The following is a 15,115-nucleotide window of genomic DNA, read 5'->3' as shown; positions in this document are numbered from 1 at the left end:
CAAGCTCACTCCTTTGAATCTTCGACGCATGATTGCGGGTCCTGGTGCATTGACGCGAATGCTCGCTCCCAACGCTCGCCGTCGAACTCAGTTATTCTGATGCGCTCGATCGTCTTTCCATCCAAACATCGGATATTTATGCTGAATCCCGAGGGGTTCGACCTCGGCCTATAGAACGGCTTTACGCCACAAACTCGGCAAAACGTGTGACGGGCAATGTTCTTGTTGAACTGATACGTAGTGAGGCATTCCTCACCACACTCGATGTGGAGCTTGTCGCCAGTTACGAGCAAGTGGACAAATCCGGACATCTGACAAATTGAGCAGTTGCATCGAACTGCCGAGAGCTCGCGCGGCGCGCTTACGTGGAACTTGACAGAGCCGCAATGGCACCCGCCATGATGGGGGATTTCCAAGTGATCATCTTCCGCGCGTGAGACAATTCCCAGAAGATCGCAGCACCACTGGACGTTGAGGCGATAGGCTTGATCGAATTCATCCAAAAAGCGGTCACTCCGGTTCGGCTGCACGAGTTCACCAATCAGCCGGCCTGTCATTTCTCCATGGTACTTCTCCGCGGGATCTTCTCCGCCGACATGGTCGCTAAAATACTCCAGATCGTCCGGCCGCACTCTAAAGGTGCTGGCCAGACTGGTCCAAAGCGACTGGATCATGTCCGCAGCATGGAGCTCAAAAGCGACCATATAGGCGCAACGAACCAAGGAGTCGTTCGAGGACAATCCGGCGTAGAGAGAATGCAAGTACTTCCTCGTCCTGAAACTGTAGTTTGGCGCTATTGCTCTGCCGAGTAGATGCGAGGCATCTTTTCTCAAGACGTTGGAGTGAAACCTTTCGGTCAACAGAATATCTGGTAGCGCTGATTTGCCGCCCTGGAGAATTCTTCCATGGCCGCCGGTCTCGTCCCAACAGATGAAATTCGCGACCACGCTGGTCAGTTCGATATCTCTTGCAATATCGCGGTTGTGATTCATTGCATCGAATATGAGCTCCCTTTGCGACCCCGCCTGCAGGTACGGGAACGCCTGTGACATCGCCAAGTATTCAGGCAGCAGGCTGGCGACCTGATCCTCCGACATCTGCGCAGCGAATGGATGTGGGCCGAAGACGGCTTTCGCGCGCTCAGTCAAATACCCGCAGGATATCCTCGGAGGCTGCTCCGGTACAAATCGAGATGCTTGAGTTGTCATTTGACCTCTGCGGATGAGAAGCGAACGGTCCCTGACGAAGCAACTTCGTCCCGCCCGACTGTTTAGGGGCTGCCAATGCGTTGCCTTAGGACAAGCGCTTCGTGATTACCTTCGCGATGGTAGATCTGGCATGATTAGCCCTGCTCATGCGCATCGAAGCAAAAGTCGTCAATAGTGGACCCGTGGGAGTCCTGGCGAGTTCTGGCCCACCTGCGGACCATTGCCGCGAACGCTCGCCGATTCTCATGGGGACACTTTACTGCGTGCTCCGTCTTGCAGCTAATGTCGTGTGTGCGAATGCCACGCCTGGTCTCTGGACGCGCGTGCGAATTTCGCCATCTAGGGCGAACGGTTCAAGCCCTCGCGGCGGCTGCTGGCGCCTTTTTCCCGATTGGCTGTCAGCGTAGTACAGCATTGTCAGTTCCAATTGTAATTACGAGCTCTTAAGGTCTTCGCTTCGTGGTCGCACACCGCTCCGGCCGGCACGAAGCATCTCAAAGGAGCCCTCGCCCGTTCTACGCGCTCGCGACGACACCCCTCAAAGTCCTCACGGACTCGCAGCAATCATCGTGCCAGGTCTCGATTTCGCTCAGACTGCATGCCGGCATCAGAAACAAGAGCGGAGAGCGAGCGGGCAGTCATACTCGTTCAGGGCTGTGGAATTTCGGCAATGCCGCACAGGCGCGCGGAGCCAGCGACAGCGCTTGGCATGGAGACGGCAGTGCTACCAGGGTGATCGGATCCGCCGATGTATTCTGCTTCGCTCGCGGCCATTCCGCGCCAAGCAATGGCCTTCCACGACACCGAACGCGGCCAACGCCCCCTTCACTCTGGATCGTCCTTAGCTACCGTCACATGGACGCTCCAGATCGAGCGCTGCGAGCAAGTGTCGCCAGATCGGTTTCGAGCTGCGGTTGATGCGTGAAAATTGCCTCTATCAACGCCTGCGCCGGTTGCTCGGCAGCCTCAACCAGGGCCGCCCTCTCGGCCCGCGCGGAGGGGGCGAACACACGCTTGACGACCGTCGGCGAGCCCTTGAGTCCGCATTTAGAGATGTCTTCGATACCGGCATCTTGCGCGCTCCATTTTACGATTTGGGCACGCGCGGCACGCAGCGCATCCGTCATCGCGCCGCGCCGAATCTGATTCGTCGCCTCAAGCATGGTGATGAGGCAGGGCAATTTTGTCTGCAATATCTGAACACCGCCCTCGGCGCGTCGCTCGGCTTCAATTGTTCCAGCAGCCAGGTCCAACGATTTGATCTTGGCAACGTACGTCAGCTGCATTACGCCCAGTCGCTTTGCAATGCCCGGCCCAACCTGAGCAGTATCGCCGTCGATGGTTTGCTTTCCCGTGAAGATCAGGTTTGTCGGGCCATATTCCTTGCCGATTTTCCGGATGGCGGTTGCAAGTGCATACGTTGTGGCCAGCGTGTCGGAGCCGGCAAACCAGCGATCGGTGAGTAGGACGGCTCGATCGGCACCGAAAGTCAACGCCTTTCGCAAGGACTCTTCTGCCGATGGTGGTCCCATGGTAAGCACGGTTATTTCGCCGCCGAACCTGTCGCGCAGCACGAGCGCTGCCTCGAGCGCGAAGAGATCATAGGGATTGATGATGGTCGGCACTCCCTGACGCATGATTGTATTGGTCACCGGGTGAACACGGATTTGCGCCGAGTCCGGAACCTGTTTGATGCAGACGACATTGTGCACGGTGTTGCTCCCAAAGTGGCGATAGCTGCGAGGAGATCAGCAAGTGTTGTACCATCGCCGCCTCTTTGGAATCGACACGCGGTCCCAAAGCTTTAAGGCGGGTGGTGCGCCGCTCGACGCGAAAAAGGGACCGGCGGCCTGATGACTGCCGCTATCACCTACGGCCCCCCGGTTTGCTCCGCAGACAACGCCTTCTCTCGGGCCTGGCGGCTTTCTTCACAAGCCGTGGATTTCTTTACCAATCTGTTTTGGTACTGGCAGTTTCAACCGATGTGGTCGTCAGAACCGCTTTATCTCGATCCCGTATTTCCTCAGCGCATAGCCGATTTGGCGCGGGGTTAGTCCGAGTAGGCGCGCTGCCTTGGCCTGCACCCAGCCCGATTTTTCCATCGCCGCAATGACCCGCTCGCGATCAGCCATCCTCGCACCACCAACGAGAGCGGTGCCGGCTGGAGCGAGCACGGTCAGCTCGCTAAACGATTGCGGCGCCACGGTCGTTTGATCCAGCGGAATGACCGACTTGGCAGGCATCGGTTGAATGGGTGCCGGTTGGCCTATCTTGTCATTGGATGTGCCTTTCCAGAGCATGGTAGAAAGACACTCCCCTTGGCGGCATGCAAAGTCACTTCCCACAATCGATGATCCGCCGCACAGTGTCGCCGTTCGCTCGATGCAGTTCTCAAGCTCGCGGACATTTCCTGGAAAGGCGCAGTTCATCAGTACATCAATCGCCCCAGCCTCGAGCGTTAGCGTACGGCCGTTCTCGCTATTGAATTTTCTGAGGAACTCTCTGGCGAGCAACGGAATATCGGTTCGTCTTTCGCGCAGCGGCGGCAACAACAAGGGAACCACGCTGATGCGATAGTAGAGGTCAGCACGGAACTCGCTCCTTGCCACGGCCTCTTCCAGGTTCTTGTTGGTCGCAGCTATAACTCGAACGTCGACCTTAATCGTATGATTGCTGCCGACGCGCTCGAACTCCTGTTCTTGCAGAACTCGCAGCAGCTTGGCCTGGAACGGCGCCGAGATCTCGCCGATCTCGTCAAGAAATAGTGTCCCTTTGTCAGCCAGCTCGAAGCGCCCCTTGCGCGAACTGATCGCACCGGTAAAGGCTCCTTTCTCATGGCCGAACAATTCCGATTCCAGAACCGTTTCAGGAAGCGCCGCGCAATTCAGTTTAACGAACGGCCGCTTAGCGCGAGACGATGACTCGTGAATGGCCTTGGCAACAAGCTCCTTGCCAGTGCCGGATTCGCCACGTAGCAGAACCGTGCTGTTCGATTTGGCGACAACCGCGATCTTCTCGAGCAGCCTGCTTAACGCGGTGCTGTCGCCAATGATCCCGTGAGCGTCAAGCTTCTTGCGCTCTCGACTGGGCAACCCAAGCTCAACTCTCTGCTTCTCTCCCTGGCTTTTCTCCACTAACGGCGCTTCGCGATCGCAGGCGAAGAAGCGATGGAACTTCCCTGCTTGCCCCACCAGGTTGGCGACCGTAGCAAGCAGCCGTGCATCGTACTCGAGCCGCCCCCTTGAGCCATCGTTCTGGACACGATCTATCGTCAGCGTACCAACAACTCTCGAACCAATATGAATGGGAACCCCGATGAACGAGATGGGCATATTATCTGAGGCGCCGAGGACCTCCCGGTCGGCGGCGCTGAAGGCTGGCGCGGCGGCTACGTTCTCGAAGATGAGAGGCCTGCCTGTCGCCACGATCTGGTCCACGGCATTCCGCGGCAGGCAAACCTGGTAACGTTCGTCGCCCTCGCTCCAACCGGTACCAATTCGCAGTTCCGGCCCTTCATCGCTAAACAACGAGATGATGCCGTGCCGCATCTGCACAAACGATTGCAGTAAGCTAACGACGTTGGCCAGCGTGACTTCGAGCCGACAGGTACCGTTGAGTATTTTGGATATTTCGAAGAGGCCGGTCAACGCGCTCTCGTGCGACAGCTCCCCTGAGGCCTTTTGCTCCGCCTCCGGTTGCGAGGCGGACCTTTCGGTTGAAGCTGGGATATGCAGCATGAGCCGGTCTCCGTTGTCTTGATTATCCTCCATGGAGCCATGTTCGGACTGGCGAGCTAAGTTTTGCATGTCACTCTCGATCTAGCGCCAAGTGTTGACGAGATGACATAGAACCGTGACATCTTTTCATCGCACGACGGTAAACTTGCGGTGTGCCTTCGTTTTCACTTTTGCGGATTTGTGTGTGCGTCTTCAGCGGGCAACATAAGCGCGCCGCAGCTCAATTCAGCTGCAACGCAAAGCTGGCCGCTTCACAGGTGCTGCCCGCCATTTATCGGCACCTCGGCCCCTGTGACATAACTCGCCGCATCCGAACACAGGAAGAAGATGACCTTTGCAACTTCATCGGGCGTGCCCACTCTGCGCAGCGGGATACTTGGCACGAGACGAGCTTCCGTGTCTGGGGACAGCATGTCGGTCTTAATTTCGCCGGGAGCGATCGCATTCACGCGGATACCGTACGGCGCGTAATCATGAGCCAGCTCGCGCGTGAGGCTCGCAAGCGCCGCTTTCGACGTCGCATAGGCGCTACCGGCGAACGGGTGCACTCTCGAGCCCGCGATTGAAGTCACATTCACGATTGATCCCGACGCGGCTCTTAGCTCGTCAAATAAACCCTGCGCCAGCAGGATCGGAGCCACGAGATTGAGATGAAACACCCTCATCCAGGTTTCGGTTGACGTGGTCAACGACGTCATCCGATCGCCAGTGGGCGTTTTCGGCGACACACCGGCGTTATTCACCAGCGCGTGCAAAGGCGCACCAGCCAAGCGTTCCCTGATCTCGGCGATCGCGCGCGGCAGCATTCGATGATCGCTAAGGTCCATCTGGAGATGATCCTCGTGCCCCGCTTCCCAGGGGCATCGCTCACCATCAAAAGGTTGACGCGCGCAAGAAATGATGCGCCAGCCCGCGTCCGAGAACAGCTTGGCGGTGGCATGCCCAATTCCGCGCGACGCCCCGGTGAGCAAGATCGTCTTCTGTTGTCTGCCATCAGCATGCGCTTTATCGGCCCGAACGGAGCAACCCAAATGTGTTCCAGGCGGCAGGTCTCTGATCAGATTTTCATTTGGCAGCTCGAGACTCACAACCGGTCCCTCTAGTGTTACGCCCGCGAACGCGTAGCAGGATTTGCGCCACTGCGGTGCACGTAAATCACTCCGCTTTTGCGTCCTAATGTCGCGCGCGTGGAATACTTGGCGGATTCAGGACAGCGGTGGGTACGCTTTGTGACAGAGATGGCGAATCCGCAACGTACGCTTGCGAGCCCACTCGCCTGTTTCATGACAAGGCAGCAAACGCATTCGCTTTCGTGATCGCGCAATCGAATGAGGTAGCGGCTGGCCGACGCCTCTGATCAACATCGCGCGGATAGCGGGCCAGGGTTCTTCGGCGCGCCTCCAAAGCTGACGCACCAGGTTCGTACGTTAGATTCAGCGGCGATCGATTCTTCTTTGCCGTGCCCAGCTCTGAGCGCACTGTGATATCCTAAGCGCGCTCGCCCCCGCACTGGCGTGCGAATATGTTGATCCGCACATGAGCAAAGTATGGATTTGTCGCCCGCTCGAAGCGACGAGGACTGTTCCGTCTACTTTACCTGTGCAGCAAGCTAGGCCATTATTGTCGACGTTGCGTCTCAGTGACGGGCGTCTGACCGTCTGTCCATTGTGTGCTCTGCGGGCTTTTCGCGGCAGCAGGACCACGTCGCCGTGACAAGAACTGCCAGTACTCCTGGATGCAAAGAGCGGCGATCAGGTCGATCAAGCGGGTTACGACCTTCATGGTGCCACGAGCTCTTGCCAATTGTCTTCAATCAGAACCAACTCGCTCGGATTGTTCAAATCGAATTCTATAACGCGCGGAGCAAAGAGACGGGCATAGCGCGTGAAAGCGCTCGTTGGGGGGAACCTGATCACTGTGTCGCAGCGCGCGAGGAGATACATCTCAGTCAGGGCAGAAAAGCCGCCCTCGGCGCCGAGGGCTGCGTTGTGCAACGGGCCGGCCTGGGGCGCCTGGAACAGTTTTGGGATCACAAAAACATCAGGAAATCTCTTTGAAATCTCCTCAAGGACAAGCGCGCTGTCGGTGCACAGGAATGCTCTCACAGGCTTTGCGTGCGGTAAAGCCTTGGCGTTATGGATGGCAATGCAGACCTGCCGCAGCGCGCGCTCCGTGTCCGCCCAGTAAGGCGCATGCCCCATAATATCCTCGCCATTGCCGTGACGGACATGAATACCGATTACGCTGTACGGCTCGAAGTGCTCGCGGTAGACAGCATCAATCCGAGCCCGGATTTCAGGTCGCGGCTTGATGCTACGAAAGATCTCTCGCTCCGCCTCCTGATCGCAACGCCACATGAGACAGGCATCACACACCACCGTGGTAGCGTCACTATCTTTCTTGCTTCGGAACAGTTGATCGAGTTCGTCACGCTCTCGAAATATCTGCTCGTCCGGGCGATAGACGCAATCAATAGCTGGCTTGTTCCACCATGCCGGAAAGAACGGCCCCGGAAACGAACGTCGATTGAGGTCGTCGTCGCAAATGACGCGCACGCCGGCGATGTCTTCAACCGGTTCGAAGAAGACTGGAAAGGCATTGGTGAATGGTTCGTCAAGATAACAAGACCCCCGCCAATCGATTACCAGGGTACGTCCTGTCTGCTTTGCAAACCGCCAGGCTGCCGCCAGTGACCACAGACAGTCACCGAGCCCAGTGCGTCGCCGGGACACTACGAACCGTTCGTTTATCGAACCGCTAGTCATCTGGATTGCCTTTTCCCGCGCTCCTGGTTGGACAACAGATCTCGATACAGACATGTCGGCCATCTTCTCTCCAAGGTCAGCCCCTGTGATCGCGGTACCGGCGAACTGCGTTGGTAGAACTTCATAGCAGCGCTGGCCCTGATGTGCTGCGCACTCTAAATGTTTGCGTGCTCTCTTCACCGGCAGCCATTTGGTCGGGATTTCTGGCTCACCTGCGCATTCGATGGCTTTGGCAGCTGCCTGCACGCACAGGCATGGCCACGTTCATCGTCTCGCGGGTTGTTGGAAAACCCGCCGCGAGGCGGCATCGTGTTCGCACGAGCTTTCACATCATCGCAGCAGGCGCCGCCGAAACAATAGTGTCGATACGAAGAAGGGCAATACCGCATACAAGAAAAGCGCGCTGACATGCAGCAGAACGTCGCCGACGCTGTGCTCCAGCATCATTGGGCGGATGAGGTCGACCGAATGTGAGAGCGGCAAGACGCCGGCGAAGTTACGAAATGATTCGGGTAGTTGGCTCGTCGGAAAGACCGCGCCACACAGAAACACCATGGGCGTGAGGAGGAGCGAGTGATAAAATACGAAGTAGTCGTAAGTTGGGGAAAGAGATATGACGACCATTGCAAGGCTGCCGAAGACAAGGCCCGTAAGGGCAATTGTTGGTATCGCAAAGAGAATCGACGACCAGGATGCATAGCCAAGCGCGGCAGCGACAATCCCGATTGCTGTCCCCGCTAGTACGGACTTACTTGCCGCCCACACCAACTCTCCTAGAACGATATCGCCAAGCGTGAGCTGCGTGAACAGGATTGCCTCCCAGGTGCGCTTGGCATCCATTCGAGCAAAGGCCGCATATAGGGTTTCAAAGGTTGCGGATGTCATCGCGCTGATTGCGACCATACCCGCCGCCAAAAATGCAATGTACGAAGTCCCTTCAACTCGGCCCACGATGAGGCCGAGGCCAAAGCCGAGGCCAAGCAGATTGGTTATGGGGTCAGCGAGATTGCCGAGCAGCGATGCAAGCGCTACTTTCCTCCATGCCAAAAAATTTCGACGCCATACCGCGATCCAGTTGTACGCGTTAGCCGGCATTACCGACGCATAAGCACCATCCATTGCTTATTTCTCCATCTCGCGCCCGGTCAACCGCAGAAACACGTCTTCCAGATTCGGGGGACGCTGCAGAACGCGAAGGTCCGATCGCCCGCTCAGATGCGGACGGACTTGCTCCGGATAGGGCACGTAGCAAAAAAGCGTTTCGCCGCTGAGTTCGATGTGCTTCGCATAAGGTCTGATCAGCTCTCGAAGTTGATGTACATCACCGCCATAAATCTCGATCACGTTGCAGCCAATATGCTCGTCGATCAAAGCGTCTGGTTTGCCTTCGGCTATCTTGCAGCCACTCTCAAGCACGCATAGGCGATCGCATAGCCGTTCGGCTTCCTCCATGAAGTGGGTCGTCAGCAGGATGGTCTTGCCGCGCGCAAGCAGGACACGTAGGCGCTCCCAGATCAGGTGGCGCGCATGGGGGTCCAGACCGGTCGTCGGCTCGTCCATCACGAGTAGATGCGGATCATTAATCAGAGCACGCGCCAGCGTCAGCCGCCGCTTCATGCCGCCAGACAACTCAGAGACGCGCACGTCTGCTTTAACTTCAAGCCGCGCAAACTCGAGCAGAGAGGGTACAACCGCGGCGATCTTGCGAGTGCTCATGCCGAAGTAGCGGCCAAACACCAGCAAATTCTCTCGGACTGTGAATTCCGGTTCAAGGTTATCGAACTGCGGCACTACGCCGACCCGCACACGCGCCGCACGAGCGCGCGAAGGCACAGGCTCGTCTAGGATCGTAATACTGCCAGCGTCGGGCGAAATCATGCCGAGGAGCATTCGTACGGTCGTACTCTTGCCAGCTCCATTTGGCCCAAGCAGTCCGAAGCACTCTCCGCGCGCGACCGAGAACGACAGGTCATTGACGATGAGCTTGTCGCCAAATGACTTTTTCACGCCGGCAAGGTCGATTGCCACAGTGGACATGTTCATCTTAGGCTGGCAGTAGCAGTTCCGTGGACGATGGCTTCTTGACGACCGTTTTGCTCCAGAGCATGCCCTCGCACCAAACATGCTCGACGCGCCCCCACTTGCACGCCGCCGCAGCGTCCGGAAAGAAGCCCCGTCCGTGGAGGTTGGCGCTCGTGTTGCAGAGCAGCGGAATGCCCGTGAGCTGCTCAAACTCCACGAGAAGCGCGGCAATTTTGTGAGGAGAGTTGCGCGAGATCGTCTGCAGCCGCGCCGAACCGTCAAGATGGACCACGGCGGGGATCTTGTCGCGCCAATTCGCCCGGGTCTGGTGATCAAACAGCATATAAGGATCTGACGTACCCGGGTTAAAGATCTCCGGCGCGCGATCTTCCAGACAAATCGGCGCCACCGGTCGGAAGTGCTCGCGAAGTTTTATGTCGTTGAGATGATCCTTCATTTGGAGGCACGTGGGGGCTGCAACAATGCTTCTGCCACCCAAGGCCCGCGGTCCAAGCTCGGCGCACCCGGAAAGAAAGATGACGGGCTTGTTGTCCGCAAGAATCAACGCAAGTTCACGCAAGCTGCAGGGCGCCGCTTCCCAGTCCGGTGGAATCTCGCTCTCCCGCAGGGCCGGACCACTGTAAACAGACCATTCCAATGGCCCGAAGCCATCTTGCGCTGCCATAGCGCCGCAAGCCGCGCCGATTGCCGAGCCGCTGTCATTCGGAAATGGCGGCACCCAGACATCATCGAACAATCCGGTCGCGCGAAGCGCGCTGTTCCATTTGATATTCAGACCACACCCCCCGGCGACACATAGATTTCGCGCTCCTGGGAGCGACGAATATCTCAGCAGAAGGAGCGAGATTTCCTTAATAAGAAGACGCTCCAGAAACACGTGGAATGAGGCAAGGACATCCTCCGCTCGCTTAGCCGTCAGGCGCAATGCGCATGCCTCGAAGAACTCGTGCATAGCCGCAAGAGACGATTCCGCATTGTTGATGTCTTCACGGTAGCGGCGAGCCTGCTCCGTGTCGCCAGCCAAGCATGTTGCATAGAGCTCCTCAAACACGTCCACGATGCTCTCGTCGACGGTACCAAGCGCGATGTAGGCCATCAGCTTGCCGGCAATACCCAGATCCCAACTGGAACGGTTCGGCTGGCGGTATGGCCCGAAGTGAAGGCCCGCGGCAGCATAGGCGTGTCCAATCACCGGAAACAACGCTGCGATGAGCCGTGCCCCGCCAGGTTCGACATAGTAAAGACGTGGAAAGATACAGCCATCCCAAACCAGGCAGAACGCAGGCTTCCCCGCGACTGCAAAGGGACTCGTGCTATATGCTGACGCGACATGGCCCGTGACATGCGGGTAGCTTTTATAAGGAAACTCCTTGCCTCCGAGCATGAGGCCAAAGCCGTCGATAGAATCGAGAAGGCCCTCAGCATGACGCTCGACATATGGCGCCCCTTTCAGCGCGACCGGCACCGCTCCGCTTAGGACCTGGAACTGCGATTCGTTCTCGCCGTCCCAGCCGTCAATGACGAACTGATCAATATCGGACGGGTCCAGGCCATGCTCCGCCAAAGCGAGCAGTACGGCATCGAGATTGTCGACGGACTGATACCGTGGATTGTTGCCGCGCTTCTCTTGCTCCATGCAGAAAAGAAGGCGACCATCCTCGATGACTGCAATTGCGCCGTCATGTGTCAACTTGATTCCGCAAATGCGCATACGCTCTCCTGGCCTAATGACCGACGTTTGATTGTTCTGACGAGTCGTCCGGCTTCCGAAACCGGACAATCAAGCAGTCTTCGTTGGCCGACCCGCTATGGCAGTTCAGACGGTCGACCTCTGATAGGCTTTCGTTGAAGAGAGCAATCACTGTTTCCGCACCAGCAGCATGTCCCCAACGTTGACATATTTGATCACGCGCAGACCCGAAAATCAGAGTGCCACCTGGCGCAAGCATTCTCACCATGTTGCGAATAGTCGCCTGCATCTCCGCCACATCCTTGAGATAATAAAGCACCTCGGCCACTACGATTAAATCAAACTGCTCATCGGTCGAGAACCGCTGAATGCCGCAGGTTACCCAAGTAATATGTGACCACTTAGTGGCCCGCAGTCGCGCTCGCTCAATTGCCTGCGGCATGACATCCAACACGGTAAGCCGCACGCATAACGGCGCCAGCATCTCCGTGAATGCGCCGGCCGCACATCCTACTTCGAGAGCAGACAAAGCACCTCCTCCATTGCAACGCAACATCCGGAGCATTTCTGCGTATCGCGCTTGCTCGAAGGAACTACCGTCGAGGCTCCATGGGTCGTCGGCGGCCAACTCCCGCTCTAACAACTGATGGTATGCATCCAGAGTCATGAGCTGGCCACCTATTTGAAGGCCGTCGAATGATCGCGACGGGAAATACTTTCCGTTGCGACCAGGCTCGATGTACGATGGGGCAAACTTGCTTTATGAAGGGGCGCAGGGCTCCCCCCCGCATTAGCCGCACCCCGTCCGACGTGCGGGTGCGCAAGGACACGCTGCGCTTCGTCTTCCACCGGCACATTACCTACTTTCCGCGATAGCCAATCGCTATTGCTCAATGTACAAAGCGCATAGGCCTTCAAGGGAAGTAAGAGAAAGATGTTGATCGGTGTGTGAAGCGAGAATCCGATAAACCTCAGTTCGCGAGCACGCAGCGCTGCCACGCTGCACCGGACCATGGTCATCGCTGCAATCGTCAATCCCGTCCACCAGGGTATAGAGCCGTCGATCAGAAGCTGGGCGAGCGCCGCAAGTGATGAAATGGCGAGAAGAATTGGGCCGAGATTTTGCCCGACAACGTCTAGTGTCAAATAACCATCGAGCTCTGGCAGCAGACGCAACGCAAGAAACGTGTCCCGAAAGGTACTGCGCGCCCAGCGGAGTTGCTGTCGTAGATACGGCCCAAGACTGTGGGGGACGACCGTAGCTGCCACTGCGTCCGGGACGTATTCGGTGCGAAACCCCGCCTTCAGCATGAGTATCGTTAGATGGCGGTCCTCGCCGAAGTCGCTCGGCTTCCCACGAAAGAATTGCGCCTCGTATTGATCAAGTAGCAAGTCGAGTGCGGATCTCCGGTACATGGCGCATGGGCCGCAGCAGCACATGACGGCACCGAAGCGCGCCTGCGCCGCACGCTCTTCGTTGCACGCGAGCCAATATTCCATATCGATCAGCCTGGTCAGCCAGGTCTGGTTGCGATTGCTTGCGATCAGCTGACCCATGGCGGCACCGATGTCCGGGTCATGCATCTTCAAGACAAGCTTTGTGATGACGTCAGCAGCAAGTATCGTATCGGAGTCGACGTTGAGAACCAGATCACCGGATGAGCTACGTATTGCAGCGATCTGCGCCTTGCGCTTTCCTACGTTGCTTGCGAGAAAAATGATACTGAATCTCGGATCGTTGGCATACATCTGGTTCACGGGCCCGACAGCGTCGCGGTTTGCAGACCCGTCATCGACCACATAGACCTGCATCTTTCCGGCGTAGTCTTGACTGGCGATCGACTCCAGACATTCGGCGAGGGTGTTTGGATCCTCGTTGAAGCACGGCACGATGACGTCAACCGTAGGAAGGAACACCTCGGCTTGTGTTAAGTTGTCCCGTTGAGATGAGCTCATCGCCGGCTGGGCATAAAGCGCTTGCAGACTCTTATAGACAGTCGAGAGTAGCGCATAAGATGAAACGGCGGCAGCACTGGTTGTCGCAAGCAGGTCCATGGGGTGTCGTTTTTTCAGTGGAGTTGAGGGAGTGGACGGATTGCAAACCCGCGCCCTTGTAGTGCCGGAATTAGAAAGGCCAGCGCCATCGTGGTCTGATCGCGCAGCGTTGTATCCGCGCCCAGACTCCCCTCCATGGGAGGATATCCGTCATGCAGGAGCACAACCGCACCCGGGCGAACGTTCGCTAGGACTGAATTCACGATTGTCTCGACCCCAGGGCGGGACCAATCTCTCGGGTCGACCGACCAGTGCAGAGCTGTGAGGCCGGTGCTTGCTGTCTTGGCAAGCACCTCCTGCGTCCATATTCCGTAAGGCGCTCGCATAAGCCGGGGCGAGGCGTGCGGGCACACCAGACGGATCGCCTCGCTCGCGGTCAGCACTTCATCGTGAAGCTCCGCGGGGCCGCATCTGGATAGATCGGGATGCGTCATCGTATGGTTTCCAACCTCGTGCCCTTCCGCAACCACTCGTCGGACGAGCTCAGGATGGTCGATCGCATACGTGCCGATGACGAAGAAGGTCGCCGGGACCCGATGTTTCGCCAGCACGTCGAGCACCGAAGGCGTACAAAATGGGTTCGGCCCGTCGTCAAATGTCAAGTAGATGGCCGGACTTCCGCTCACGTCAGCGTAGTCGCAGCGGACAACAGATAGGGAGGACCGGTTTGTCACAACTCAGGCCCGTTCCGATCAATCACCGTCCCGGCCGGCCATTCGCTGATCGAGCGACCAACTGGAAACACCACCACGATCACGTCTTCGATGCGGGTCGGCGACAAATTGGGATAGACGTCCGGCAGCGTGGAGAGCACGCGGATGCCATTCATAAGAGTGGCGAGCCCCTGCCTTTGGACCAGTCGCGTCATATGTTTCTCGAGCGCCGACCGAACCGTGCCAAAGCCAAACGGAACGCCCAGCTCGTGCAGTATTGGATACATCACGCGCATTGCATGGCTTATTCCGAGCCCCTCGAGGTCCGGACGCACCGCATACAATCCCAGTTCGGCCACAAGGAGATCGGCTCCGCCAACTTTGATGAAGCGTCGTAGTAGCCCGAGGTGTGCTGCTATTCCGCGCGCGTCGTAACCAACTACACGAACCTCGGGTCTTGCGCCGGCCCAACTTCGGCTGCCCTGAAACGGCTGCGCATTGAACGCACCTGTCGGGCCGTAACTCTTGCGGAAGAACTCAGCGAGGTCGGCGTGCTCGGTAGACCCCAGTTCGCTTTCCCAACGACGCTTCCACTGCACCTGAGCGCGCGCAGGAGCACCCTCCGCAGTCGGAGATACGGCAATGTTCATGGCAAGCTTCCTTGCGTCGGTGGATTTACCAGTTGAGATGGTCACAAGACCTCGTTACCCGCCGAACCGCGATGGCCGCCATGCTGTGTCTGAGTTCGGCACCGCGCTTCTGCCTTCGCACCCCTCGCCTTGCGCCCAGCGCAGCCATGGCTCGGTCCGCACATTTGATCCGGCAGATGTGCCATGCGAGCGATATGTCCGAAGATGCCTTAGAGGCGATTGGACAAGGCAGATCCTGTTTGCGCCAGGAAGCTCTTGCCGCTCCCGTCGCGACGCAATCCGGCATATTGTCGTCTTGCGACAAGCTATTGAGG

Annotated in this window: 12 protein-coding genes; all 12 read right to left on the bottom strand. The window is 57.7% G+C overall.

The features are described 5' to 3' along the window. Nucleotides 1-5: 5 nt before the first annotated feature. On the bottom strand, nt 6-1,148 hold the full coding sequence (locus tag BM222_RS32585) for a GFA family protein (protein WP_244547351.1): 1,143 nt from the start codon (nt 1,146-1,148) through the stop codon (nt 6-8). A 911-nt stretch (nt 1,149-2,059) separates the two neighbouring features. Then, nucleotides 2,060-2,920 carry an electron transfer flavoprotein subunit beta/FixA family protein gene (locus BM222_RS32580; protein ID WP_092237737.1) on the bottom strand — a complete coding sequence of 287 codons (861 nt, stop codon included), beginning with the start codon at nt 2,918-2,920 and terminating at the stop codon, nt 2,060-2,062. A 279-nt stretch (nt 2,921-3,199) separates the two neighbouring features. Continuing rightward, nucleotides 3,200-5,014, bottom strand: coding sequence for a nif-specific transcriptional activator NifA (gene nifA, locus BM222_RS32575; protein ID WP_092237735.1), 1,815 nt, complete (start codon nt 5,012-5,014; stop codon nt 3,200-3,202). Nucleotides 5,015-5,196: 182 nt separating this feature from the next. Beyond that, nucleotides 5,197-6,033 carry an SDR family NAD(P)-dependent oxidoreductase gene (locus BM222_RS32570; RefSeq protein ID WP_092237732.1) on the bottom strand — a complete coding sequence of 279 codons (837 nt, stop codon included), beginning with the start codon at nt 6,031-6,033 and terminating at the stop codon, nt 5,197-5,199. 690 nt (nt 6,034-6,723) lie between these two features. Further along, nucleotides 6,724-7,710: a nodulation protein NodZ gene (locus BM222_RS32565; RefSeq protein ID WP_092237729.1), complete on the bottom strand. Its 987-nt coding sequence runs from the start codon at nt 7,708-7,710 to the stop codon at nt 6,724-6,726. A gap of 330 nt (nt 7,711-8,040) precedes the next feature. Next, nucleotides 8,041-8,829, bottom strand: coding sequence for an ABC transporter permease (locus BM222_RS32560; protein ID WP_092237726.1), 789 nt, complete (start codon nt 8,827-8,829; stop codon nt 8,041-8,043). 3 nt (nt 8,830-8,832) lie between these two features. Beyond that, nucleotides 8,833-9,753 (bottom strand): nodulation factor ABC transporter ATP-binding protein NodI, encoded by a 921-nt coding sequence (nodI, locus tag BM222_RS32555; protein WP_092237722.1) that lies wholly within the window; start codon nt 9,751-9,753, stop codon nt 8,833-8,835. A 1-nt stretch (nt 9,754) separates the two neighbouring features. Beyond that, a complete protein-coding gene (gene nodU, locus BM222_RS32550; protein WP_092237719.1) occupies nt 9,755-11,464 on the bottom strand; it encodes a nodulation protein NodU in 1,710 nt (569 codons plus the stop codon). 13 nt (nt 11,465-11,477) lie between these two features. Continuing rightward, complete coding sequence (gene nodS, locus BM222_RS32545; protein ID WP_092237716.1) at nt 11,478-12,110, bottom strand: nodulation methyltransferase NodS; 633 nt, start codon at nt 12,108-12,110, stop codon at nt 11,478-11,480. An 11-nt stretch (nt 12,111-12,121) separates the two neighbouring features. Continuing rightward, on the bottom strand, nt 12,122-13,498 hold the full coding sequence (gene nodC / locus BM222_RS32540) for a chitooligosaccharide synthase NodC (protein WP_143106129.1): 1,377 nt from the start codon (nt 13,496-13,498) through the stop codon (nt 12,122-12,124). 14 nt (nt 13,499-13,512) lie between these two features. Then, nucleotides 13,513-14,172 carry a chitooligosaccharide deacetylase NodB gene (gene nodB, locus BM222_RS32535; protein ID WP_092237713.1) on the bottom strand — a complete coding sequence of 220 codons (660 nt, stop codon included), beginning with the start codon at nt 14,170-14,172 and terminating at the stop codon, nt 13,513-13,515. Then, on the bottom strand, nt 14,169-14,801 hold the full coding sequence (locus BM222_RS32530) for a NodA family N-acyltransferase (protein ID WP_092237710.1): 633 nt from the start codon (nt 14,799-14,801) through the stop codon (nt 14,169-14,171). The genes nodB and BM222_RS32530 overlap by 4 nt, the downstream gene beginning before the upstream one ends. Nucleotides 14,802-15,115: the final 314 nt, after the last annotated feature.

Origin of the sequence: Bradyrhizobium sp. Gha (genome assembly GCF_900113735.1) — a bacterium.
Taxonomy (GTDB): domain Bacteria; phylum Pseudomonadota; class Alphaproteobacteria; order Rhizobiales; family Xanthobacteraceae; genus Bradyrhizobium.
This window is presented reverse-complemented; position numbering and strand designations above follow the sequence as displayed.